The following is a 24,146-nucleotide window of genomic DNA, read 5'->3' on the forward strand; positions in this document are numbered from 1 at the left end:
ACGCCGCCGCGTGCGCTTTCCCGGAAATTGCCCGCGGCAGGCGCGCGGCGGGATCGGACGGGGGATGCTCCTCCGCGCCCTTAGTGCGCCGTATACCAGTCGTGCCCCGCCTTCGCCTCGGCGACGAGCGGCGCGTCCATTTGCAGCGCGCCCTCCATCTCCTCGCGCAGCAGCGCGGTGACGGCCTCCTGTTCCCCCACCGGCGCTTCGATGATCAGTTCGTCATGCACCTGCAGGATGAGGCGCGCGCGGCGGTTTTCCGCGCGCAGGCGCTTCCAGATCCGCACCATGGCGATCTTGATGATGTCCGCCGCGGTGCCCTGGATCGGCATGTTCATCGCCACGCGCTCGCCAAAGGAGCGGATGTTAAAGTTCTTGCTCTGCAGCTCCGGCAGGTAGCGGCGGCGCCCAAACAGCGTTTCCACATAGCCCTTTTCCTTGGCGTGCTGCTTCGTTTCCTCCATATACCGCTTGACGCCGCTGTAGGTGTCGAGGTATTTGGCGATATACTCGCCCGCCTCCCGGCGGGAAACGCCGATATCCTGCGCCAACGAAAAGTCGGAAATCCCGTAGACGATGCCGAAGTTCACCGCCTTGCAGGAGGAACGCATCTGCGGCGTGACCTCCTCCAGCGGCACGTGGAACACCTGCGACGCGGTCGTCGCGTGGATGTCCCTGCCCTCCCGGAACGCCTGGATCATCACCGGGTCCTGCGCGATATGCGCGAGCACGCGCAGCTCGATCTGGGAATAGTCCGCGTCGACCAGCACGGTATCCGCATCCTCGGCGACGAACATGCGGCGCAACTCGCGTCCCAGCTCTGTGCGTACCGGGATATTTTGCAGGTTGGGGTCGACCGAGGACAGGCGGCCGGTTGCCGTGACCGTCTGCTGGAAATGCGAGTGGATGCGGCCGTCCGCAGGGTCAATGACCTTGAGCAGGCCGTCCACATATGTGCTCTTGAGCTTGGTGAGCTGGCGGTACTCCAGGATATTCCCGATGATCGGGTGGTAGCCGCGCAGCGCCTCCAGCACGTCCGCGTTCGTCGAATAGCCGGTCTTGGTCTTTTTGAGCGCGGGCAGCCCGAGCTTGTCGAACAGGATGCCGCCGAGCACCTTGGTGGAGTTGATGTTGAACTCCTCGCCCGCGTCCTCATAAATCTGCGTGGTCAGCTCGGCCACGCGCTCGTCGAGCGCCTCGCCAAACCGCCGGAGCTGCTCCGGGTCCGCCTTGCAGCCGATGCGCTGCATATCCGCGAGCACCGTCATCAGCGGCAGTTCCACGTCATAATACAGGCCCTTCATGCCCTGCGCTTCGATTTTGGGCGCGATATCCTGATAAAGCGCTTCGACCGCCTCCGCATGGCGCACGATGGCGGCCACCGCGTCCTCCCTGCCGCCAAGCGGGGAAAACGCCGCCTCGTCCTCAAACGAGGCGGGCGAGAGCTGCGTGTTCAGGTAGGACAGCGCAACGCGCTCCAGGTCGTAACTGCCTTCCGCCGGGTTGAGCAAATACGCGCCGAGGCAGGTATCGAATACGACGCCCTCCGGCGACAGCCCCATGCCCATCAGGGCGGCCAGCAGCTCCTTCGCGTCGTGCATCACCAGCGGGACGGCGCCCGAAAACAGGCGGCGCAGGATTTCGCGCCACTCGTCCGCGCTGAAGTCCGGCGACGCGAACACCGCCGCCTTGCCGCCGCACAGCAGGCAGGCCGACGCGCAAGAAACCGGGACGACCGCGGCGGCCGGGCCGCCGTCCTGCAGGCTGCCAAGCAGCTCGAAAACCGCATCCGCCGAATCTAGGGGGAGCACCTGCCGCTGCACTTGCGCGGCGGCAGGCGAAGCGCTCTCCTCCAGCCCCATTTTTTTAATAAAGCTCTTAAATTCCAGCCGCGTCAGCAGGGCATAGAGCCGCTCCGCATCGGCGAACGCCTCCGGCAGCGCCGAAACGTCAAGCGGCAGCGGCACATCCCGGTCGATCGTGGCGAGCATATAACTCATGCGCGCGGACTCCTCGCCCGCCTCCAGCTTGGCGCGCACGCCCTTTTTGACCGCAGGGTCGTCCAGGTGCGCATAGACCCCGTCCAGCGTGCCGAAGCTGTGCAGGAGCGCCATCGCGGTTTTTTCACCCACGCCCGGCACGCCCGGGATGTTGTCGGACGCGTCGCCCATCAGGCTCTTGAGGTCGATCAGGCGGGGCGGCGCAAAACCGTATTCCTCCTCAAACAGTGCGGTATCATAATTCTTATAGGTGGTCTGCCCCATCCTGGTCGAAACCAGGCGCACGGTCGTGCCGCCGCCGATCAGCTGCAGGCTGTCCCGGTCGCCGGTCACGACGACGCACTCGTCGCCCTGTTCCCCGGCCTTGCGGCTGATCGTGCCGATCAGGTCGTCCGCCTCGTAGCCCGCCAGCTCGCAGCGGGTCACGCCCATCGCGTCCAGCACGTCCTTGAGCACCGGCATCTGCACGGCAAGTTCGTCCGGCATGCCCTTGCGCTGCGCCTTATAGCCCTCGTATTGCTTGTGGCGGAACGTCTTTTCCCGTACGTCGAAGCAAACCACGGTGCGGTCGGGCTTCTCGTCCTCCTGCAGCTTAAAATACGTGGAAAGGAAACCGTAAATGGCGTTTGTAAACAGGCCATCGTGGTTTGTCAGCATCCGGACGCCATAGAAGGCGCGGTTCAGGATGCTGTTGCCGTCGATCACCATAATTTTCATCGGTTAGACCCTCATAAATTCAAAAATTTTATCTCAGAATATAGTATACTCCATTTGCGGACAAATTTCCATCCTATTTCATGGTTCAGGCCTCCCAGGGCAAAAAAAGAGCGGAGCTTTCGCTCCGCAAAAACCCTTATGACCCGATTTTGATCTGCAGGCGCAGACGGTCGGCGATCATAGAGATAAATTCGCTGTTGGTGGGCTTGCCCTTTGCATTGGACACGGTATAGCCGAAGAAACTTTGCAGGGTCTCCAGGTCGCCGCGATCCCAGGCGACCTCGATCGCATGGCGGATCGCGCGCTCGACGCGGGAGGAAGTCGTACGGTATTTCTTTGCGATGGAAGGATACAGGATTTTGGTGATCGCGCCGACGGATTCCATATCGCCCACGGCCATAATGATCGCATCGCGCAGGTACTGATAGCCCTTGATGTGCGCCGGGACGCCGATCTGGTGGATCACGTCGGTCACCATGACCTCGAGCGCCAGCGCGCCGTCCAGCCGGCCGGCGTCGGTGTGCAGGAAGGTCTTCTTGGTCGAGCCCCACTGCTGGACGCGGGATATCAGCATTTCCGGTTCCAGCGGCTTGTGCAGAAAGTAATTGACGCCAAGTTCGGAGCATTCAGCCGTGATTTCCTGATTGCAGAAAGCGGACATCACGAACACGCCCGGGCGCTTCTCCATGGATTGCAACCGGCGTACGACTGTCAGACCATCGATCTCAGGCAAAATCAGTTCGGTGATCAGCAGGTCGGGCGCGAATTCCTGGGTCATCTGCAGCGCCTGTTTGCCGTCGCTTGCAGCCCCCACTACTTCAATGCCCTCCGCTTGCTCGAGCGTTTCGCTCAGCATGAGGCGAAAATCCTTATCATTATCTGCAATCAGTACGCGAATTCTGTGATCCATGATGTCTTTCACTTTCCTTCCAAAAAATTATGAATTGCCGGGCGAACCGACTTCATAAATTTACCATATACTTCCATAAATAGCAATAGTTTCACGGAAAATTTTTATTTTTAATTTTGCTACCCTTCGACAGGATGATATTAATTTTACCATATTTCCAATTCAAATGACAAGTCAATCGCTTGAAACTTTTATTTTGCCATCTCTTCTAACATCTTTTCGACAAAAATCGCGTAACCCCTCGTGGGATCATTTACCAGAACATGGGTCACCGCGCCTACCAATTTGCCATTTTGGATCAGCGGGCTGCCGCTCATGCCCTGGACGATGCCGCCCGTCTTGTCCAGTAACTTCGGGTCGGTCACATGCAACATCATGCAGCGCCCCAGGTCGTCGTTTTCGTCATAGATCTTGACGATCTCCACATCGTAAAGGGCGGTTTCCTCCCCTTCGATGTTGGACAGGATCTGCGCAGGCCCCGCTTTGACCTCTGATGCCGCCGCTACCTGCATTTTCCCAAGCGCCTTATAATAGCTGTCGTCCGTCAAGGTGCCAAAAACGCCGCTGTCCGTGTTCTTCACAACCGAACCCATGTCCTGCTGCAAATTAAACTCGCCCTTGAGTTCGCCCGGCTTGCCGGCTTCGCCTTTTTGCACGCCGCTCACCGCGGACTCCATAACGCTGCCCTTGCCAAGCGGCAGCAGCACGCCGGTGTCCATGTCACAGATGCCGTGCCCGAGCGAGCCGTACGCGCCGGTATCCGGGTCGACATACGTGATGGTGCCGATGCCCGCCATGCTGTCACGTACCATTACGCCGATCTTGTATTGCCCTGTGGTATCCATGACCGGTATTACCTTGACTTCCATTGCTTGCCCGTCCCTGCGCACCTGTAGGGCAACCGCCTTTTCGCCAGCGGCCGCCACCGTTTTTTGCAGGCTTTCATTGGACGTCACCTGCTTGCCGTCCGCTGAAACGATCTGGTCGCCCTCATGCAAGCCCGCCTGTTTCGCCGGGTACACCTCGCCGATTGCCGTCTGCACGCCGCTCAGGCGCACCACCATTACCCCTTCCGCCGACATCTTGATGCCCGCGGTCCGCCCGATCGGGATGACTTCCGCCGGTGCCGCCGCATACGCAGTTAAGCCGCTGCCCGCCAATATGGCCGCCGCCAGCAACGAACTGCCCAGCCGCCGCACCCAATCCCACTGTTTTCCTTTTTGCACGCGCAATTCACCTCCCTTTTTACTATGCCACAGNCGCCAGCAACGAACTGCCCAGCCGCCGCACCCAATCCCACTGTTTTCCTTTTTGCACGCGCAATTCACCTCCCTTTTTACTATGCCACAGAAGGTTTGCGCTTATCGCAGAAAGTGTTTGTCTAACCGGCGAAGATTTGGGCGCTTTCTCAATACAGGAAATCCCTATTGCAGCGCCTGCGCCGCCGCGTTATACTGGGGGAAACAGGAAATCAAATTTTTTTGACGGGAGGCGGTGGCCGCATGCGGGTGGCGATTATCGGGTCGCGCAGCGTTACCGATGCGTTTTATGGCAAGCTGTGCGAAAAAGTACCGGTCGGCGCAAGCGAAATCATTTCCGGCGGGGCAAAGGGCGCGGATGCGCTCGCCCGGCGTTACGCCGAGGAAAACCGGCTGCCGCTGACGACAATCCGGCCGGATTACGGCACATATGGCCGTGCCGCGCCGCTGAAACGCAACGAACAGATCGTTTTGCGCGCAGATTATGTACTCGCGCTGTGGGACGGCCGCTCGCGCGGCACGGCTTATGTCATCGACGCATGCATCCGCGCCTATACACCTGTACGCGTCATTTTATGCAAAAACCAGACAGCATATACATGATTTATTTTTTTATTGCAGCAAAAAAGCGTCCCGCACATGCGGGACGCTTTTGTTTGCAAATAAATTGCTTACGCCTTGCCGTTGCAGCCCAGGACGTCAACCAGCTTATGGCTGACCATGTCCTTGACAGCCTGACGGGCAGGCTTCAGGTACTGGCGGGGATCGAAGTCCGCCGGATGCAGCGCAAAGTGCTCGCGGACCGCCGCGGTGATCGCCAGACGGATGTCGGAGTCGATGTTGATCTTGCAGACCGCGCCCTTGGCAGCCTCACGCAGCATCTCTTCCGGGATACCGATGGCGTCCGGCATCGCGCCGCCGTACTTGTTGACCTTGGCGACCATGTCCTGCGGGACGGAAGAGGAGCCGTGCAGTACGATCGGGAACTCCGGCAGGCGGCGGGAAACCTCTTCCAGGATGTCGAAGCGCAGCTGCGGCTTCTGGCCGGGCTTGAACTTGTAAGCGCCGTGGGAGGTGCCGATTGCAATCGCCAGGGAGTCTACGCCGGTCTTCTCGACGAAGTCCTGCACGACCGCCGGGTCGGTGTAGGAATGCTCCTCTGCGCAGACGTCGTCTTCCACGCCCGCCAGCTGGCCAAGCTCCGCCTCGACGACAACGCCGTGCGCATGCGCATAGTCGGCGACCATCTTCGCGATCTTGACGTTCTCTTCGTACGGCATTGCGGAGCCGTCGAACATAACGGAGGAGAAGCCGCCGTCGATGCAGTCCTTGCACAGCTCGAAGCTGTTGCCGTGGTCAAGGTGCAGGGCGATCGGGATATCCGGGCACTCGATTACGGCAGCCTCAACCATCTTGATGAGGTAGGTGTGGTTGGCATAAGCGCGCGCGCCCTTGGAAACCTGCAGGATGACGGGAGCCTTCTGCTCCTGGCAAGCCTCGGTAATCCCCTGGACAATTTCCATGTTGTTCACGTTGAAAGCGCCGACCGCGTAACCGCCGTGGTAAGCCTTCTTGAACATCTCGGTAGTAGATACTAATGGCATAATCTATCTTCCCTTTCAAAATAAAAATTTATCGGGTTTCAATCCCTTTCAGGACTAGCTATTGCTATTTTACCAGCGCCCCGCGTTAAAATCAAGCATTATGTTGCAAAATTGTAAAACTTGGTTTATTTTTAGATAACCACAAGAAAATAAATTGATTTTGCACCCAAACTATGTTATCATTTTGTAATGAAAGTGAACGCCAAAAAACAGGCTGTTTAACGAGATATTAGGAGGTTTTCTTATTATGAGTGAACTCAAAGGCGCATGCGTCATCGGCCAGTCGGGCGGCCCGACTTCGGTCATCAACACTTCCGTGCTGGGCGCGCTGGAAACTGCGCTGGACAACCCGTCCATCACCCGCGTTTTCGGTATGGCGCACGGCATCAAGGGCCTGCTGAACGACGAGCTGTATGACATCGACAAGGAGGACCGTGACGAGCTGGCCCTGCTGCGTTACACCCCTTCCTCCGCGCTGGGTTCCTGCCGCTACAAGCTGGCTGATCCGGATGTCGACGACACCGATTACAAGCGCATCCTTGAGATCTTCAAGAAGTACGATATCCGCTACTTCTTCTACAACGGCGGCAACGACTCCATGGACACCTGCAACAAGGTTTCCAAGTTCATGATGAAGTCCGGCTACGAGTGCCGCGTCATGGGCATCCCGAAGACGATCGATAACGACCTGTTCGGCACCGACCACTGCCCGGGCTTCTCCTCCGCAGCCAAGTATATCGCGACTTCCTGCATGGAAATTTACCAGGACGCCCGCGTATATGACACCGGCATGGTCTGCATCGTCGAGATCATGGGTCGCCACGCTGGCTGGCTGACCGCGGCCGCCGGCCTGGCTACCGCACAGGGCGCAGGCCCCGACCTCATTTACCTCCCCGAGACCGACTTCGACATGAAGAAGTTCCTGGCGGACGTCAAGAAGGTTTACGACGCAAAGGGCAATTGCCTGGTCGCCGTTTCCGAGGGCATCCACTATGCGGACGGCTCTTTCGTTTCCGAGGCCAAGACCTCCGCGACCGACGGCTTCGGCCATGCGCAGCTCGGCGGCCTCGCCGTGATGCTGGCGGACACCGTCAAGAACGAGCTGGGCTGCAAGGTCCGCGGCATCGAGCTGTCCCTGCTGCAGCGCTGCGCGGCGCACTGCGCTTCCAAGACCGACGTCGACGAGTCCTATATGGCTGGTAAGGCTGCGGTTGAAAACGCTGTCGCCGGCAAGACCGACTTTATGCCGGGCTTCAAGTGTACCCGCGACGCAAACGGCTACAAGTGCGAAATCGAGCTGTTGCCGCTTTCCGAAGTTGCAAACACCGAGAAGAAGGTTCCGCGCGAGTGGATCAACGAGGAAGGCAACGGCGTAACCGAGCAGTTTGTCGAATACGCAATGCCGCTCATCAACGGCGAGAACAACGGCCCGAAGGAAAACGGCCTGCCGCGCTTCGCAAAGCTCAAGAAGGTCAAGGCCGAGGCGTAAGTTCCGGCTATCCTAGTGTAACAGCAAACAGGCTGCGGTATGCAAACCGCAGCCTGTTTTTGTTTGCGCGGATGTGCGCATAGCGACAAACCGCTATGGGAAACGGGGGAGGCTGCCGCGATGCGGCGCCTCCCCCGTTTTATCGCCCTGCGTTTGCGCACAGGTTTTTTTCATAGCCTTATTGGCCTGGTTTGCAGATGCTGCCCACGATATCAATACAGGCGGCCTTCATATATTCCGGGAAGCCCGCGGAATACTCCAACGATGTTTCCCATTTGCCCGCGTCGTTCTGGTGCGGTGCGGCCGATACGACATAGGTGCCCTTGGTGACTCGGTCGAGCACAAAGTTACAGTCGATGCCTTCGGTCATTGCGACGATGATCTTGCCGCGCGTCAGCGCGCAGATCGGCGCGAGCACCGTGCCGAACTCGCGGCGCGGCGCCGTGATGATCACCAGTTCGGCCTTGATAAGGGTCGTCATATCGTCCTTGAAGACCGAGATTGCGCGCCCTTCATATTGTGCGCAGCTCGACGGGCTGGCATCGGATACATATATATTTTTTTCGGGGATGACCCCCTTGTCGATTATGGCCTGGATCAGCTCGTGGGCAAAGTCATTCACGCCAAGAAATCCAACATGGATGCTATGTGGCATATTTTTCACCCTTTCTGTTTTAGAAACCAACATTCTGCAACTTTAGTATACAGCAAGAGCGCCAAAAATAGCAACCATTTTTTGTGAAAACCTCACGATTTATATGGTTTTACGAATCGCTCTCGTCCATCTCCGCGGCTTTCAGGTAAATTGCACATTCCAGGCGTTTGCGCTCCATTTCACAGCCCAGCGCATAAGGCTCGTTCAGGTTATGGTTCATCTCGTCGTTTGCCGCGCTGCAGCCGCCGGAACAGTAGAACTTCGCCCAGCAGTCGCGGCACTTTTCGCGGGTATAGATATTTTGCGCCGCGAATTTTTTGGAGATTTCCATATCGAAGCTGCCGTCCATGACGCTTCCCTGCCGGTAGCCCTCGCGCCCGACAAACTGGTGGCACGGGTAAATGTCGCCCTCCGGCGTAACGGCCACATACTCGTAGCCCGCGCCGCAGCCGCGCAGGCGCTTGATCACGCACGGCCCCTGGTCGAGGTCGACCATGAAGTGGAAGAACGAAAAGCCCTCGCCCTTCCTGCGCTTTTCCAGCATGATATCGACCAGCCGGTCATACTCTGCAAAGATTTTGGGCAGGTCCGCTTCCGTCAGATCGTAGCCGCTGCCCGGCTCGCTCGCCACCGGCTCGACGGAGAGGCGGTCAAAGCCTTCGTTGGCGATATGCAAGACGTCGTTGGCAAAGTCCAGGTTTTTGGCGGTAAAGGTGCCGCGCGCATAGTAGTCGCGCGCCGGGTCGCGCGCTTCAATCAGCTTTTTGAACTTGGGCACGATCACGTCGTAGCTGCCCTGGCCGTTGACCGTCTTGCGCATCCCGTCGTTGACCTCGGGGCGGCCGTCGATGGAAAGGACGACGTTGTCCATATTTTCATTGATGTAGCGGCGCGCGTCCTCGTCCAGCAGCACGCCGTTCGTCGTGATGGTGAATCGGAACTTCTTGCCGTGCGCCCCTTCGATGGAGCGCGCGTATTCCACGGTCTTTTTCACCGTATCGAACGCCATCAGCGGCTCGCCGCCGAAGAAGTCCACCTCGATATTGCGGCGCGCGCCCGAGCGCTCGATGACAAAGTCAATGGCTTTCTTGGCGACCTCGAACGGCATGATCTTGCGGCCGGTGCCGAAGTCGCCGGTTGACGCGAAGCAGTATTTACAGCGCAGGTTGCAGTCGTGCGCGACGTGCAGGCACAGCGCCTTGACGGGCGCGCCCACCGGCACATATTTGCTGACGTCGATATAGTCGTCGTCCGCAAACAGCTGCCCCGCCTGCTTGAGCGCGTAGAGCTCCGCATAGGCGTCCGCGACCTCTTCGCGCGCATACTGCGGCAGCGCCGCAAAAATTGCCTCCGGGCAGCCCTCCCCCATCTCCGGCATCAGGAATTCCGACACCGCGTAGGAGATATCGTCCAGCACATGCACCGCGCCGCTGTTGACGTCCAGGACGAAGTTGAGGCCTTTCATTGAATATCGATGGATCATAGTAATTTTTCTCCGTCTTCCCGTTGATTTTTTATCGTAGCAAAACGGCGGGGCGCGCCGTCAAACCAGCACGCCCCGCAGCTTTTTCATTTTGTCAGCAAGGATTACTTGCTGTGCTCGCACTTCTGGTTCGCAACGGTGCAGGAAGTCTTGCAAGCGGACTGGCAAGAGGTCTGGCACTCGCCGCAGCCGCCATGGGCCGCAGTCTGCTTCAAGGTTGCGGAAGTCAGGGTCTTAATGTGCTTCATTCGGGTTTCCTCCCTTGCTATTTTTTCTTACGCTTGGATTTTTTGAGGCTTGCGCCAGTAATACTGCCCGCGCAGGCCGCAACTAATGTCACGCCGAACACCAGCAGGACGCGTGGGAGCCGCACCGGTTCCCCGATCCACACCAGGCTCAGCAGCAACAGACAAAGGAAAAGGATGCCGCCGGCCGCAAGCCCCCAGAGGAGCCTGCTCCTGCCTGCGCGGCGGGCTGCAAGCAGCGCCGCGACAAAGCCCCCTACCCCGAGCGCCGCCAGGGACGCCTGCGGGATCAGGTCGCCGCTGACCTTCCCCCCATACACCGCCAGCGCGCCGGCCAGCATGAGTAGCAGGGTCAGCACCAGGCCGGCCAATATGGGAAACCCCAGGACCGCGCTAATGGGCGCTGCGTTTTCAGCCTTTTTCATAATTTCCTCCTCCTGCCCGAATGATCTTTGGTTCCAATCTATTCGGCCACGGGGAAATTATTACGAATTCTCCAGCTTTTCCGCCGGCGCTTCGGCCTGTTCCTTGCCGCGGATCGCCCAACGGTACATCTTGATCTTGGAACGGTCGCCGCTGGTCTCCAGGACGAACACATCCTCCTTGATCGTGACGACGCGGCCGATAATACCGCCGATGGTAGAAATCTCATCACCAACCGAAATGGAATTACGCATTTCCTTTTCCGCCCTGTCGCGCTTCTTCTGCGGACGGATCAGCAGGAAATAGAATACGACGATGAGCAGGACGATCGGCAGAAACTGCATCAGGATCTTGCCGTACTCACCCGCCTGTGGCATTTGCATGTTTGATAACCTCCTAGTTATGCTTTATCGCATGAATACTTTTATTATAATGGACAAATATACAAAATACAAGTCTTTTATTGCAACGTGCCCCGCACTTTTGGGTATGGGCGTCACCATTGCCGCAGGCGGCGCTCCATCTGCTCCTGGTTGACGGCGTACCGCACCGCCATCTGCGGGGCGATCTTGCCCTCCCGGCACAGGCTGAGCAGGGAGTTGTCCAGGCTGACCATGCCCTCCGCCGCAGAGGTCTGGATGACCGTATCGATCTGGTGCACCTTGGAATCGCGGATCATGTTCCGGATCGCGTTGTTGACGTGCATGATCTCGAATGCGGGCGTCAGGCCGCCGTTCACCGTCGGGATCAGCTGCTGCGTGATGACCGATTGCAGCACCATGGAGAGCTGCACGCGGATCTGCTGCTGCTGTTCCGGCGGGAAAACGTCGATAATACGGTCCACCGAATTTGCCGCGCCGATCGTATGCAGCGTGGCCAGCACCAAATGGCCGGTCTCCGCCGCAGTCATGGCCGTCTTGATGGTTTCGAGGTCACGCATCTCGCCGAGCAGGATGACGTCCGGCGCCTGGCGCAGCGAGGCGCGCAGCGCGGTGACATAGCTCTCGGTGTCCGTGCGCACCTCGCGCTGGCTGATGACGCTCTTGTCGTTGCGGTGCAGGTATTCGATCGGATCCTCGATCGTGATGATATGCGCGGAACGGGTGTGGTTGATCTCATTTGTAATGGTGGCGAGCGTCGTGGACTTGCCGCTGCCCGCAGGCCCCGTGACGAGCACCATGCCCTGCGTTTTGCGGGCGACCTTGATCACCTCGTCCGGCAGGCCGAGCGCGTGCCGGTCGGGCAGGCCGAACGCGATCGTTCGGATGACCGCGGCCATGGATCCGCGCTGCCGGTAGGCGCATACACGGAAGCGCGAAAGACCCTTGACGGACAGCGAATAGTCGTCGTCGCCGGTCTCCAGGAAATGCGAAATGTCGCGCCCCGCAAGCTCATACAGCTCGCGCACCAGCATGTTCGCCTTGTCCGGCATGATTTTCTCCTCGCCGACCGGGTGGATTTCACCCTCCGCCTTAAAGGAAACCGGAAGCCCGGAAATAATAAATATATCGGACGCGCCGCCTTCGACCGCGGCGCTCAAAAACTGCCCGATTTCGCCCATGTTTTATTCTCCTTCCCCGTCCCAGACCTGGATCGTCGTATCCGCCTGCCACGCTTCGTCGGCGGCCGCCTGCCACGCGCGCACCGTGGTAGCGCCGTCCGGCGACAGTGCCAGCGTAACGCGGAGCGCCATCCCTTCGCCCATCGGGCAGGCATAGCGCACCTCGCCGCCCGCGGCTTCGAGCGAGACCCCGTCGATTTCGGATGGAAGCGCCCCCGCCCGCGCGGCCTGCTCCACCGCTTTGCGGATATGGGCGGCCTGGGTGTCGGCCGCATAATACGACTGCACCGAATCCGCCGTGCGCTGCGCAAGCGCACGGTCGTTCCGCGCGGTCATCAGCGTGAGCAGCGAAAAGACCGTCAGGCTTAAAACGGCAAAAATCACGACCAGGGAAGCCGTCCCCATGCCGATACGCGGCGTCCTTCTGCTCATGGCTCCCCCTCCCCCTTGACGGCCGTAACACGGTAAAGCTCGTTGCCGGCCGCGTCCGTCACCGCGACCTGTACCTCGGCCAGGCCGTCGCTGCACGGCGTTTCCGACAGGGTTACGCGGTATGCCGCGTCGCCGTCCGTCGGCATGCCCTGCGCGTCGTAGCCCGCCTGGGGCGCTTCATGCCCGGCGCGCACGGCCTCCGCCGTGTTCCGGGCGATTGTGACCGCATGGCTGAGCGCGGTGGTCTGCGCTGATATCTGATAAGCGCCCGCAAAAATGCGGATGCAAATTGCGGCGGCCACCGCGAAGACCAATAGCCCGAGCAGCAGCTCGATCAGGAACAGGCTCGCGCCGGAGCGTTTTGTCTGCTTCATGCCGCACCTCCGCTGCGCAAAAAGGTTTCCATGGAAGCGGAATGCCCCTGCGCGTCCGTCACCACGGCGCGCACGGTATCCCCCTCGAGTGAAAAGGCCAGCGCGCCCATTTCGAGCAGCTTCTCCCCGTCGTCCGGTGCGAGTTCCACGCCGTCCTGGCAGTAAAGCTCATAGAGCCAGCCGTCCGCCGCGTAAAGGATCGTATAATACCGCTCGCCGTCCGCTTCTTCCGCCAAATACAGGGCGCTGAGGCCGTCAAAATCGCCGACCGAGACCGTGCCCGCCAGATCGTAGGCGTGGATCTTCGTGGAGATATAGGACAGGCCGACACGGCTGTTGTACCCCGATTCCGTGCGGTCCTCGACACTGCGGTAAATCCGCGCGCCGAACGCCAGCGCCAGCAGCACGCTGGCCGCAAATACGCAGCAGACCAGCAGCACCACAACGCCGCCCACGGAATGGCTGTTTTGCTTTGCACCCACTTACGTCCCCGTCCTTTCCAAAACGGTGATATCCGGCATCAGATTGGATGCGAACACCTCATAATGCACAGCGTAGCGCCCCTCGTCCACCTGTACGCCGTAATGCGTCCGGATATACGCATAGCTGGGCGGGTATCGCCCCTCCGCCGCATAGCAGCTTACCGCGGCGCGGCGGATGCTTTGCTCGGCGATCCGCAGCCCCTCTTCGTCCGCCACGCGGCCGGCGTCTTGCACGCCCGCGTGCATAAACACAAGCACAAGCGCAAACAGCGCGGCCATGACGCCAAGCAGCGCGGCGTCCTTCCTGTTTTTCCTGCGTTTCATGCGCTTCCCTTTCTCAGCCGATGGAGGACATGATACTGAGCAGCGGCAGCATGACCGATAGCAGCACCACGCCGACGACAAGCGCCGTCAGGATGACGAGCGCCGGCTCGATCCAGCCGATGATACGGTCCAGTTCGTCGTCGACCGCCTGCTCGCTGCGGCGCGCCACCTCGGCAAAAATATCCGCCTGGGAGCCGGTGCGCTCGCCCAGCCCCACCATGCGGCAGATGCGCGGCGGCAGCAGGCCGCTGCGGCGCAGCGCGTCCGATACATGCGTCCCCTGGGCGAGCAGTTCCATGCACTGCGCGGTCTTCCGGTCGGTGCGGGCGTCGCCGCCGCACACTTCCGCCGCGGCATGGGTTGCCTCCTCGATATCCAGGCCGCTTTTTGTCGCCATGGCCATGGCCGCCGCAAATTTAGCGGATGCGATGCGGCCGAGCACGCCCCGGCCGCCAAACAGGGCGGAGCCCGCCGCCTGTACGCGGCTGCGCAGCGGGGGCGCAAGCCAAACCGCGAGCGCCAGCACGACGATCGCGGCCAGCACCACCCCAATCGCCGCCGACGCGCCCGAAAGCGCCTGCCCGAGATGCATCAGGCTGACCGCAAGGCCGGACATGCGCGTGCCAAGCTGCTCGAACACGCCGTTAAAGATCGGCAGCACCTTGGTGACCAGCACCCCGACCACGAGCAGCATGATGACCACGAGCAGCGCCGGGTACAGCACCGCGCTGCGCACGCTGTTTGCCAGCCGGTCGCGCCGCTCGTAATACTCGGACAGCGCGAGCAGCGCCTCTTCCTGCCGCCCCGTGCGGTCGGCAAGCGTCAAAAGGTTCACCATATATGCCGGGAACGCGCCCGTCTGCTGCAGCGCCGCGGACAGCGAAACGCCGTGGTCCGCCGCATCGCAAAGCGCTTCCATCCAGGGGCGGCTGTCGTGGCCGTCCTCCCTGTCGCAAAGGCTGCGCACGCCATCCGCCAGCGGCAGCCCGGCGTGCCAGATTTCATGCAGTTCCAGGCAGAACGCCGAAAGCTCTGCGTCCTGCATCCGTTTTCCTTTCATATGCAACCCCCTGATCCCGTCCCTGCGGACGCAGCCTGCCAAAAAACCGGCAGCAAAAATAATAGGCCTGCATTCTTAAATGCAGACCTATTATAACATACCAAAAAATCCTTTTCAACGACGCGGCGCTCAATACAGGTACTTAGCCTGATAATTCGAACCGTTGCCGATGTACTTCATGATTTCGCTGCTCTGCTTGGAGGAGGACGCAAACGTCGGATCCATCAGCTTCCACTGCTTGCCGTCAAAGCTGATCACGCCGTCAATCCAGCCCTTTTCCTTGGAATAGACGTTGATCCAGGCGTGGTACACGTTGCCCGTATAGCCGACGACCAGTTTGGTCGGCACGTTCTGGCTGCGCAGCATCGCAGTCATGATCGCGGCATAGTCGAAGCAGATGCCCTTTTTCTTGGCCAGCACCGCGTCCACATTGGGCAGGTAGCCGCTCTGGACGGTGGCCGCCAGGTCCTTGTCGTACGAAATATTGGTGACGACGAAGTTGTAGACCGCGGCGACCTTCTCCAGCTCGTCGGACTTGCCCGCGGTCAGTTCCGCGGCCTTTGCGACCGTCTTGCTGTCCTTCGTGAAGTTTACATACTGGTTCGGGCGCAGGAACGGGGCAAATTCGTCCGCCAGCTTGACGTCGACCTTGACCGACTGTATTACGGCGTACTTGTTGCCCGAGGTGTTGCGCAGGACGGTGACCTTGTAGCTGCCATTGCCATCCGACAGCGGGAACGTCTCATATGTGCCCGCCGTGTTCAGGTCGTAGGTATAGGTGGTGCCGCTCGGCCCCGTGACCTGCACCTTGATCTTAGTGGTGCCGCCGCCAAGCCAGCGCGCCATCACGTAGCCGTCCTTGGTGTTGGAATAATCGATGTCAGACTGCGTCACTGCCGCGACCAAAGCCCCCGAAGCCACAGGCGACAGCACCGTGGACAGCGCGGGCGTATCCGCCAGCGGGGTCATATCCAGTTCCATATCATCGAGCGTAACGACCTGACCCGTCCCTTCCGGCTGCGCCTGCGCCGCTGCATCCGATGCGGAACAGCCGGCGAGCGCGCCTGAAAGCATGACGCCGGCCAGCAGGAGCGCCAGGCCCCTCTGCATATGCATCATACCAATCACACCTTTCTGTATGCTAAAAGCTCATTTACTAATACTTCTCCAGTTTCATAGATTATACTTCATTTTTCTCTGAAAGTAAATATGTAACCTTACCAAATCAGTAAATTTTCCCTGCCCCGTTTTGTAATCCCCTGCCAAACGCATTGACCTTGTAAATACTTTGTGTCATAATATATATAGCTAATTATGCGTGTGCGGTTACCCGTTCACGATTTGGAAAGGAGTGTAGCCCGTGGCCACAAAAAAGCGGTGTCAGGAGCTTTTGCACCTCGCCCTGCGGGACGATCCCGGAAAGCTGCACATTAACATGCTTGGCGGATGCAGCCTGTCAAATGGGCAGCAGTCCATCAGCGACCAGGTCATCCGCTCCAAAAAGCCCTGGCTGCTTCTCGAATTCCTGATCGCGTTCCGCGACCGCGAGCTGTCGCAAAACGAACTGATCGAGGCGGTCTATCCGGAGGGCAAAAGCGAGAACCCCGTCAACGCCCTCAAAACGCTGGTACACCGCATCCGCGCTATGCTGGACGAGCTGCACTTCTCCGACAGCAAGAACATGATCCTGCAAACGCGCGGTACATACATGTGGAACAACCAGCTCAATTTCGATGTGGACACCGAGCTGTTCGACCAGCTCTATACCGCCGCGCTGGAGTCCGACACCGAAGACGGCGACCGGATGGAGTGCCTGCTCGCGGCGGCGCACCTTTACAGCGGCGACCTGCTCCCGAAGTCGGCCATGGAGTCCTGGGTTATCCGGCTGAGCGCCTACTACCACTCCCGCTACCTCGACGCGGTCTCGCGCCTGTGCGACCTTCTGCGCCGCCAATCTCGCTTTGAGGACATCGTTACGGTCTGCCGCCACGCGGTCGATATCGACCCCTACGAGGAGTCGCTGTACTACCACCTGCTGTGCGCGCTCGTCGACCTCGGCCGGCACCAGACCGCGCTCACGGTTTACAAGGACATGACCGACCTGTTCTACCGGGAATTCGGCGTCACCCCATCGGACAACCTGACCTCGCTCTACCGCGAGATCATCAAGTCCATCCACACCGTGGAGACAGACCTCGGGGTCATCAAGGAAAAGCTGCGCGAGGATACGGCGGAAAACGGCGCTTTCCTCTGCGAATTTGAAGTGTTTAAGGACATTTACCGGCTCGAGGTCCGGGCAGCGGCGCGCACCGGCGAATCCGTCTTCCTCTGCCTCATCACGCTGTCCAGCGCGGAAGGCGTGGACGTGCCGGTCAAGGCGCTGAACACCAATATGGACAGGCTCTCCTCCAGCATCAAGTATTCGCTGCGCCGCGGCGACGTTTACGCCAAGTACAGCGTGGCGCAATATTTGCTGATGCTGCCGACGATCACCTATGAAAACTGCGAGATGGTGCTGTCCCGCATCATCCGCCGCTTCCGCAAGGACGCGCCCAACTGCCCCCTGCAGCCTACCTTTTCGATACAGCCTATCGACATGGTGCTATAATCCCCCTAAAACAACAGACGGGAAACCGCTTAACCAGTGGTTTCCCGTCTTTTTTATTCAGTTCGGTGGGAATTTAACCCGGATGCAGGTGCCTACCTGCTCCTTGCTCTCGATCGAAACCTGCGCGCCGTGGATCTGTGCGATGTGCTTGACGATCGACAGGCCGAGGCCGGTGCCGCCCGTGTCCTTGGAGCGGCTTTTGTCGACGCGGTAAAAACGCTCAAACACCCGCTCGGTCAGCCCATGCGGGATGCCGATGCCGGTGTCCCGCACGGCCAGGCACGCGCCGTCCCGCGCCGGCCTGGCCGATACGGTGACGCTGCCGCCAGCCTTGTTGTACTTGACCGCGTTGTCGCACAGGTTGAACATCAGCTCATCGAGCATCGCGGGTGCGCCGAGCACCACAGTAGGCTCCCCTTCGACCGTCACGGCGACCTGCCGCTCCGCCGCGGGTAGCGCGAGCCGTTCCACAACCTGCTTCGCTACTTCGTACAGGTCGACCGGCTCGGCCTGTTCCTGCGCCGTGCCCTCGTCCAGGCGGGACAGCTTGATGATATCCTGGATGAGCGCCAGCAGGCGGCCAGCCTCGCTGTAAATCCGCCCTGCGAACATCTTGATGTCCCCATCCCGCACCATGCCGCCGGCCAGCATTTCCGCATAGCCGGAAATGGAGGTCAGCGGCGTCTTTAGCTCATGCGACACGTTCGCGGAAAACTCACGGCGCATCTGTTCCGCCTGCTGGCGTTCCGTCACGTCGAGGAACAGCAGCAGCGCGCCGCGGATCGTCTCGTCCGCCGTGACCGGGCTCGCGATGACCTGGTATTGCCGCCCGCGGAAGGGCAGCGTATCTTCCGCCCGGTCTCCCCCGAGCGCCTTCTCAATCAGCTTTTGCAGCTGCAAATCGCGCGAAAGCTGTAAAAAATGCTGGGACGCATAGTCGCGGTCGGCGTCGCCGCCCAGCAGCGCCTGCGCGCTGTTGTTGATGGTCAGGATCGCCGCGTTCCGGTCAAGCAGCAGCAGCCCTTCGCTCATATTCTCCGACAGCAGGCGGAATTCCTCCTGCCGCGCGGTAAGCTGGCGCATCTGCCGCCCGATCGAACGGTTTTGCTGTGCGATCCGGCTGAGCAGCGGGGACAGCTCCTCATATGCGCCGTCGCGTTCCGGATGCTCCAGGTCGAGCGCGTTGAGCGGGCCGATGATGAGGTTCGCCATGCGCCGTGCCAGCAGCAGCGTGAGCAGCAGCACGACCACGGCGATAAACACCATCAGCGGCGCGACCGAAAGCACCGCGCCGAAGGCGCTGCGCATGGTGGACGCCAGGCGCAGCACCGTGCCGTCCGCCAGCGCCAGCGCATAATAGTAGGTCTTGGTATCCATGGTTTCGGAGCGGCGCACCGCCTCTCCGCTCCACTGGCCGGACAGCACCGCCTGTACCTCCGGCCGGGACAGGTGGTTTTCCATCCTGCCCGGTTCGGCGTCGCTGTCAAACAGCACCATGCCGTCGCGCCGGATGCGCGTGATGCGGAAATCGTCGCCGTAATCGATCTGCAGCGCGCCGAGGTAATCCTCCCCGCCGTGCGACAGCCCGACGGAGATCAGGGCGGCCTCGCGCTGCACCTGGGTCTTCATTTCGGTAAAGCTGCGGGCATAGACCATGGCGGACACCAGGACGCTCGTCAGGATGACCGCCGTCAGCGCCAGCAGGCACATGCTGCGGAAAATACGTTTCCTCACTTGCCGCCTCCGATACGGTACCCCACGCCGCGCACGGTCTCGATCATGGAGCCATATTCGCCGAGCTTCTGCCGCAGCGTGCCGACGTGTACGTCGACCGTGCGCGTCTCGCCCTCAAAACCGTAGCCCCACACCGTGGACAGGATGCCGTCCCGGGTGAGCGCCTGGCCGCGGTGCTCCATCAGGTAGCGCAGCAGCTCAAATTCCTTGAGCGTCAGCGGCAGCTCGCGCCCGCCGGCGGTCACGATATGGCGCGCCGCGTCGAGCGTCACCCCGCCGACCACCAGCGCGTCGGACTGCACGGCGCCGCCCGCGCGGCGCAGCACGGCCTTGACGCGGGACAGCATTTCCAGCACGCCGAACGGCTTTGCAATATAGTCGTCCGCGCCGCTGTCCAGGCCGACGACCTTGTCGTATTCCGTCGATTTTGCCGTGAGCAGGATGACCGGCAGCGACTGGGTGCGCGTGTTCTCCCGCAGGCGGCGCAGGATGGAAAGCCCGTCCTGCCCCGGCAGCATGATATCGAGCAGCACCAAATCGGGCAGGCCGCCGTCCAGCGCGTTCAAAAACGCCTCTCCGTTGCCGAACCCGCTTACTGCAAACCCCTCGCCCCGCAGCGCGTAGGCGATCAGTTCATTGATCGCGCTGTCATCCTCCACAACAAAAATCGTCTTCATAGTCCCCTCACTCTGTTTCGTCCTTATGCTGGCCGGTGATGGAAAATTCCACCCACTCCGCGATATTAGTCGCATGGTCGCCGATGCGCTCGAAGTATTTGGCGACCATCAGGAAGTCGATCGCCTGCTCGCCGCACGCGCTGTTTTGCGCGATGAAGCGGATCAGGTCGTTTTTCACCTCGTCAAACAGGTCGTCGACCACGTCGTCGTACCGGACGACCGCGCGCGTCAGCTCGAGGTCCTTTTTTACAAAGGCGTCCACGCTGTCGCTGACCATGCGGATGGTCGCGCGCGCCATGTCGCCGATGTGCGCGCTGCCCAGCAGCGGTTCGCCGCGCCCGGCCAGCATGACCGCAATTTCCGCAATATCCGCGGCCTGGTCGCCGATGCGCTCCATATCCGTGATCATTTTGAGCGCGGCGGAAATCTGCCGCAGGTCGCGCGCCACCGGCTGCTGCTGCAGCAGGAGCTTCAGGCACAGGCGCTCGATATCGCGCTCCTTCTGGTCGATCCCATCGTCCAGCCCGGCCACCTCGTGCGCCTTTTCCGCGTCACACTCCAGCAGCGCTTTGGCCGCGCCCGCGATCGCGTGCTCGATCATCGCGCCGAGCTGGATCAGCTCGCAATCGAGCTGGCGCAGCTGCATATCAAAACGGTTTCTCATTCTGTTTCCCCTTCTCCCTCAGCCGAACCGGCCGGTAATGTAATCCTCGGTACGTTTGTCGGACGGCACGGAAAACAGCGTTTCCGTGTCGTTATATTCGACGATTTCGCCGAGCAGGAAGAAGGCCGTCTTATCCGATACGCGGGTGGCCTGCTGCATATTGTGCGTCACCATGACAATAGTATAATCTTTTTTCAGTTCCAGCACAAGGTCTTCGATCTTTGCGGTCGAGATCGGGTCGAGCGCCGAGGTCGGCTCGTCCATCAGCAGCACGTCGGGCTCCGCGGCGAGCGCGCGCGCAATGCAAAGGCGCTGCTGCTGGCCGCCGGACATGGACAGCGCGGACTTTTTCAGGCAGTCCTTGGCCTCTTCCCAGATCGCGGCCTGGCGGAGGCTGCGCTCCACGATGCCGTCCAGCCGCGCGCGCGATTTGACGCCGTGCGTGCGCGGGCCGTAAGCGATATTATCGTAAATCGACATCGGGAACGGGTTCGGCTTCTGGAACACCATGCCCACGCGTTTGCGCAACAGGTTGACGTCGCAGCCCTTGTAGATATCCTCGCCGTCCAGCAGGATATCCCCCGTGATCTTGCAGCCCTCCACCAGGTCGTTCATGCGGTTGAGGGAGCGCAGCAGCGTCGACTTGCCGCAGCCGGAGGGGCCGATAAAGGCCGTGATCTGCTTTTCCTGAATGCCCAGGTTGATATCGTGCAGGGCGTGGAAATCGCCGTAATGCAGGTTCATATTCTCTATTTGTATTTTATCCATGCGAAAGGCATCCTTTCTCACTGTTTGGTAAGACGGCGCGCAACCAAGGCGCTGAGCAAGTTCATCAGCAGCACCACGACGAGCAGCACCACCGCCGTCGCGTACGCCTCGTTCATGTGCAGCCCCTCGCCGGACAGCACATACATATGGATCGCCAGCGTGCGGCCGGACTGCAGCAGCCCCGGGATTTGCGCCATGGTGCCGGCGGTGAAGATCAGCGCCGCGGTTTCGCCCACGATGCGCCCGATGCCCAGGATGACGCCCGACAGGATGCCCGGCATCGCGGCCGGCAGCACGATGCGGAAAACGGTGCGCAGCCGCCCCGCGCCCAGGCCGAAGGAGCCTTCCCGGAAGGTATCCGGCACCGCCATCAGCGCCTCTTCCGCAGTGCGCATCACAAGCGGCAGGATCATGATGGCGAGCGTCACCGCGCCCGACAGCATGGAGTAGCCCCAGTGCAGCGCAGTTACAAAGAACAGCATGCCGAACAGGCCGTACACGATCGACGGGATGCCGGACAGCGTTTCCGTCGTGATCCGGATGATATTCACGAGCCGGTTGCCGCGCGTCGCGTATTCGTTCAGGTAGATGGCCGTCGACAGGCCGAGCGGCACCGCGATCAGGAGCGCGAGGAAGGTCATTTCCACCGTCGTGATGATCGCGGGCACCATGGACACATTTTCCGAGGTATAGGTCCACGAAAAGAGCGACGGCTTCAGCTGCGGGATGCCGTTGACCAGGATATAGGCGACCAGGAACAGCAGGACGGCAAAGGTGATGGCGGCCGCGCCGTAAACCAGCCCTTTTTGCAGCCGCGACTTGAGATGTCCGTGCAGCCGGCGTCCGTTTTCCGTGCGCGCAGCAGGCCGTGCCACGCGCAGCGCCGTATTTTCCGTCATGTGTTTTTCCTCCTTTTCAGCACCGAGAAGGACAGGTTGATCAACAGAATAAAGACAAAGAGCACAACGCCCGTGGCGATCAGCGCCTCGCGGTGCAGGTCCGTGGCGTAGCCCATCTCCATGACGATATTCGCGGTCATGGTGCGGATGCCCTTGAGGATGTTGCCGGTCAGGCGCGCCTGGTTGCCCGCAACCATGATGACCGCCATGGTCTCGCCGATCGCGCGCCCGATGCCAAGCACGACTGCGGCCAGCACGCCGGACTTTGCCGCGGGCAGCATCACGGCGAACACCGCGCGTTCATGGCTCGCGCCCAGCGCCACCGCGCCCTCGTAATAGCTGCCGGGCACCGCCCGCAGCGCGGCCTCGGACACGCCGATGATCGTCGGCAGGATCATGATGCCGAGCAGGATCGACGCCGCGAGGATGCTCGAGCCTGAGCCGCCCAGCCCGGTCACGTCCCGCGAACCGAACCAGCGGATGAGCGGCACGATTACCACCATGCCGAAGAAACCGTAAACGATCGACGGGATGCCCGCGAGCAGCTCGGTGCACGGCTTCAGCACGCCGTACATGCGCTTCGGACAGTAAAACGCCATAAAGATTGCGGTCAGCAGCCCGATCGGCACGCCGACCAGGATCGCGCCCGCCGTGATATACACGCTGCCGAGGATCATCGGCAAAATGCCGAAGGACGGCGGCACGTTGGTCGGCGACCACTTTGTGCCGAGCAGGAAGTCGAGCAGTCCGATTTCCCGCATGGCGGGCACGCCGTTTGCAAACAGGAACACACAAATGAGCGCTACCGCCAGGATCGAAGCCAGCGCACAGGCAAAGAATACGCCATGCATCAGCTTTTCCCGAAGTTCTTTCATTTCTTCACCCCATGTACGGGTACGGGGGCGAAACCCGTTCCGCCCCCGTACTGTGTCGTTATTCGCGCTTATGCGGCCACGTCCGCCCAATCGGTGATTTCACCGGTATAGATGCCCTTGATCTGGTCGGCCGTAACGCCGTCCAGCGTGTTTTCCGGGTTGACGATCACCGCGATGCCGTCCAGCGCAATCGCCGTGCCGGTCAGTTCGGCGGTCTCGGAATCCTTAAGCTCGCGGGACGCCATGCCGATGTCAAAGGTGCCGTCCATCGCGCCGGTCATGCCCGCGGTGGAGTCGGAGGACTGCAGCTCAACCGTTGCGTTCGGGTTGGCGGCCTTGTACGCTTCTACAAGCTTTTCCATGACCGGGTATACCGAGGAGGAGCCGCCCACAGAAATCGTGCCGGAGGAGCCGTCCGAAGTGAAAGCTGCCGCCCCGTCGTCTACTGCAATGTACTTATTGTCCACAATGACCTGCTGGCCTTCCGCGGACAGGATAAAGGCGATGAAGTCCTTGGCAACGCCGGTAGGCTCGCCCTTGGTCGCAATGTTGAACGGGCGCGCCAGCGTATAGGCGCCGGACTTGACGTTATCGGTGGTCGCCTCCACGCCGTCTACCGTCAGCGCCTTGACCGTGTTATTGAGCGAACCGAGGGAAATGTAGCCGATCGCCGCCGGGTCGCCGGAAACGCTCGTCAGCACCACGTCGGTCTTGTTCGCGATCTGTGCGTCCGGGGTTGTGTTGTCGGCCTTGTTGCCGTCCGCGTCCTTTTCCTCCACGCCGGTCAGCTCGACAAACGCGCCGCGCGTACCCGAACCCTCTTCGCGGGAAATCACCGTGATCGGGCCTTCCATGGCGGCCGCCGTGCCGGCGCCGCTGTCCGTCTGCGCAGGCTCCTGCGTG

Annotated in this window: 26 protein-coding genes; 3 read left to right on the plus strand and 23 right to left on the minus strand. The window is 60.6% G+C overall.

The genetic code is table 11. The annotated features are described in order from the left end of the window. Positions 1-80: 80 nt before the first annotated feature. The 3 genes from polA to spoIVB form a co-directional block, all read right to left on the minus strand. The gene (polA, locus tag CZ203_RS04005; protein ID WP_087064888.1) at positions 81-2,717 is read right to left on the minus strand and encodes a DNA polymerase I; all 2,637 of its coding nucleotides are present in this window, start codon (positions 2,715-2,717) and stop codon (positions 81-83) included. A 136-nt stretch (positions 2,718-2,853) separates the two neighbouring features. Then, positions 2,854-3,627: a sporulation transcription factor Spo0A gene (gene spo0A, locus CZ203_RS04010; protein WP_087064889.1), complete on the minus strand. Its 774-nt coding sequence runs from the start codon at positions 3,625-3,627 to the stop codon at positions 2,854-2,856. Between the two features lie 191 nt (positions 3,628-3,818). After that, positions 3,819-4,853, minus strand: a complete 1,035-nt coding sequence (gene spoIVB / locus CZ203_RS04015; RefSeq protein WP_143436119.1) for a SpoIVB peptidase — start codon at positions 4,851-4,853, stop codon at positions 3,819-3,821. A 276-nt stretch (positions 4,854-5,129) separates the two neighbouring features. Between spoIVB and CZ203_RS04020 the strand changes: the two genes are divergently transcribed. Continuing rightward, entirely contained in the window at positions 5,130-5,489 is a 360-nt protein-coding gene (locus CZ203_RS04020) for an SLOG family protein (RefSeq protein WP_087064891.1), read from the plus strand. A 68-nt stretch (positions 5,490-5,557) separates the two neighbouring features. Here CZ203_RS04020 and fba read toward each other — a convergent pair whose 3' ends face one another. Beyond that, on the minus strand, positions 5,558-6,490 hold the full coding sequence (gene fba / locus CZ203_RS04025; RefSeq protein WP_087064892.1) for a class II fructose-1,6-bisphosphate aldolase: 933 nt from the start codon (positions 6,488-6,490) through the stop codon (positions 5,558-5,560). Positions 6,491-6,737: 247 nt separating this feature from the next. Between fba and CZ203_RS04030 the strand changes: the two genes are divergently transcribed. Continuing rightward, on the plus strand, positions 6,738-7,979 hold the full coding sequence (locus CZ203_RS04030) for a 6-phosphofructokinase (RefSeq protein WP_087064893.1): 1,242 nt from the start codon (positions 6,738-6,740) through the stop codon (positions 7,977-7,979). 178 nt (positions 7,980-8,157) lie between these two features. On the opposite strand, the gene CZ203_RS04035 is transcribed toward CZ203_RS04030, so the two are convergent. The 12 genes from CZ203_RS04035 to CZ203_RS04090 all read right to left on the minus strand — a co-directional run bounded on the left by CZ203_RS04035 (position 8,158) and on the right by CZ203_RS04090 (position 16,137). After that, positions 8,158-8,634, minus strand: a complete 477-nt coding sequence (locus tag CZ203_RS04035) for an NAD(P)-binding domain-containing protein (protein WP_159456355.1) — start codon at positions 8,632-8,634, stop codon at positions 8,158-8,160. A 109-nt stretch (positions 8,635-8,743) separates the two neighbouring features. Beyond that, positions 8,744-10,117, minus strand: coding sequence for a thioether cross-link-forming SCIFF peptide maturase (gene scfB / locus CZ203_RS04040; RefSeq protein ID WP_087064895.1), 1,374 nt, complete (start codon positions 10,115-10,117; stop codon positions 8,744-8,746). A gap of 104 nt (positions 10,118-10,221) precedes the next feature. Continuing rightward, the gene (gene scfA / locus CZ203_RS04045; RefSeq protein ID WP_087064896.1) at positions 10,222-10,365 is read right to left on the minus strand and encodes a six-cysteine ranthipeptide SCIFF; all 144 of its coding nucleotides are present in this window, start codon (positions 10,363-10,365) and stop codon (positions 10,222-10,224) included. 17 nt (positions 10,366-10,382) lie between these two features. Continuing rightward, positions 10,383-10,787 carry a TIGR04086 family membrane protein gene (locus tag CZ203_RS04050; protein ID WP_087064897.1) on the minus strand — a complete coding sequence of 135 codons (405 nt, stop codon included), beginning with the start codon at positions 10,785-10,787 and terminating at the stop codon, positions 10,383-10,385. Between the two features lie 60 nt (positions 10,788-10,847). Then, entirely contained in the window at positions 10,848-11,168 is a 321-nt protein-coding gene (gene yajC, locus CZ203_RS04055) for a preprotein translocase subunit YajC (protein ID WP_227107132.1), read from the minus strand. Between the two features lie 113 nt (positions 11,169-11,281). Beyond that, positions 11,282-12,346: a type IV pilus twitching motility protein PilT gene (locus tag CZ203_RS04060; protein WP_087064898.1), complete on the minus strand. Its 1,065-nt coding sequence runs from the start codon at positions 12,344-12,346 to the stop codon at positions 11,282-11,284. Positions 12,347-12,349: 3 nt separating this feature from the next. Beyond that, positions 12,350-12,778, minus strand: coding sequence for a hypothetical protein (locus CZ203_RS04065; RefSeq protein ID WP_087064899.1), 429 nt, complete (start codon positions 12,776-12,778; stop codon positions 12,350-12,352). After that, entirely contained in the window at positions 12,775-13,152 is a 378-nt protein-coding gene (locus CZ203_RS04070) for a hypothetical protein (protein ID WP_087064900.1), read from the minus strand. The genes CZ203_RS04065 and CZ203_RS04070 overlap by 4 nt, the downstream gene beginning before the upstream one ends. Continuing rightward, entirely contained in the window at positions 13,149-13,634 is a 486-nt protein-coding gene (locus CZ203_RS04075) for a DUF4860 domain-containing protein (protein WP_087064901.1), read from the minus strand. Before CZ203_RS04075 ends, CZ203_RS04070 begins: the two co-directional genes overlap by 4 nt. Continuing rightward, on the minus strand, positions 13,635-13,958 hold the full coding sequence (locus CZ203_RS04080; protein ID WP_087064902.1) for a hypothetical protein: 324 nt from the start codon (positions 13,956-13,958) through the stop codon (positions 13,635-13,637). A gap of 13 nt (positions 13,959-13,971) precedes the next feature. Beyond that, positions 13,972-15,018 (minus strand): type II secretion system F family protein, encoded by a 1,047-nt coding sequence (locus CZ203_RS04085; RefSeq protein ID WP_087064903.1) that lies wholly within the window; start codon positions 15,016-15,018, stop codon positions 13,972-13,974. A 129-nt stretch (positions 15,019-15,147) separates the two neighbouring features. Beyond that, positions 15,148-16,137, minus strand: coding sequence for a transglutaminase-like domain-containing protein (locus tag CZ203_RS04090; protein WP_235847454.1), 990 nt, complete (start codon positions 16,135-16,137; stop codon positions 15,148-15,150). A 241-nt stretch (positions 16,138-16,378) separates the two neighbouring features. Here CZ203_RS04090 and CZ203_RS04095 point away from each other — a divergent pair, with 241 nt between their 5' ends. Next, positions 16,379-17,626, plus strand: a complete 1,248-nt coding sequence (locus tag CZ203_RS04095; protein ID WP_087064904.1) for an AfsR/SARP family transcriptional regulator — start codon at positions 16,379-16,381, stop codon at positions 17,624-17,626. Between the two features lie 57 nt (positions 17,627-17,683). On the opposite strand, the gene CZ203_RS04100 is transcribed toward CZ203_RS04095, so the two are convergent. The 7 genes from CZ203_RS04100 to CZ203_RS04130 form a co-directional block, all read right to left on the minus strand. Next, on the minus strand, positions 17,684-19,360 hold the full coding sequence (locus CZ203_RS04100) for a sensor histidine kinase (RefSeq protein WP_087064905.1): 1,677 nt from the start codon (positions 19,358-19,360) through the stop codon (positions 17,684-17,686). Beyond that, entirely contained in the window at positions 19,357-20,037 is a 681-nt protein-coding gene (locus CZ203_RS04105) for a winged helix-turn-helix domain-containing protein (RefSeq protein ID WP_087064906.1), read from the minus strand. The genes CZ203_RS04100 and CZ203_RS04105 overlap by 4 nt, the downstream gene beginning before the upstream one ends. A gap of 7 nt (positions 20,038-20,044) precedes the next feature. Then, positions 20,045-20,701: a phosphate signaling complex protein PhoU gene (gene phoU, locus CZ203_RS04110; RefSeq protein ID WP_087064907.1), complete on the minus strand. Its 657-nt coding sequence runs from the start codon at positions 20,699-20,701 to the stop codon at positions 20,045-20,047. 18 nt (positions 20,702-20,719) lie between these two features. Next, positions 20,720-21,469, minus strand: a complete 750-nt coding sequence (pstB, locus tag CZ203_RS04115) for a phosphate ABC transporter ATP-binding protein PstB (protein WP_087064908.1) — start codon at positions 21,467-21,469, stop codon at positions 20,720-20,722. A gap of 17 nt (positions 21,470-21,486) precedes the next feature. After that, positions 21,487-22,368 carry a phosphate ABC transporter permease PstA gene (gene pstA / locus CZ203_RS04120; RefSeq protein ID WP_087064909.1) on the minus strand — a complete coding sequence of 294 codons (882 nt, stop codon included), beginning with the start codon at positions 22,366-22,368 and terminating at the stop codon, positions 21,487-21,489. Continuing rightward, entirely contained in the window at positions 22,365-23,243 is an 879-nt protein-coding gene (gene pstC / locus CZ203_RS04125; RefSeq protein WP_087064910.1) for a phosphate ABC transporter permease subunit PstC, read from the minus strand. The genes pstA and pstC overlap by 4 nt, the downstream gene beginning before the upstream one ends. 68 nt (positions 23,244-23,311) lie before the next feature. Continuing rightward, the coding region (locus CZ203_RS04130; protein WP_087064911.1) for a substrate-binding domain-containing protein at positions 23,312-24,146 on the minus strand (835 nt) is incomplete at its 5' end.

It is taken from the genome of Intestinibacillus massiliensis, from assembly GCF_900155735.1.
Taxonomy (GTDB): Bacteria; Bacillota; Clostridia; order Oscillospirales; family Butyricicoccaceae; genus Intestinibacillus; species Intestinibacillus massiliensis.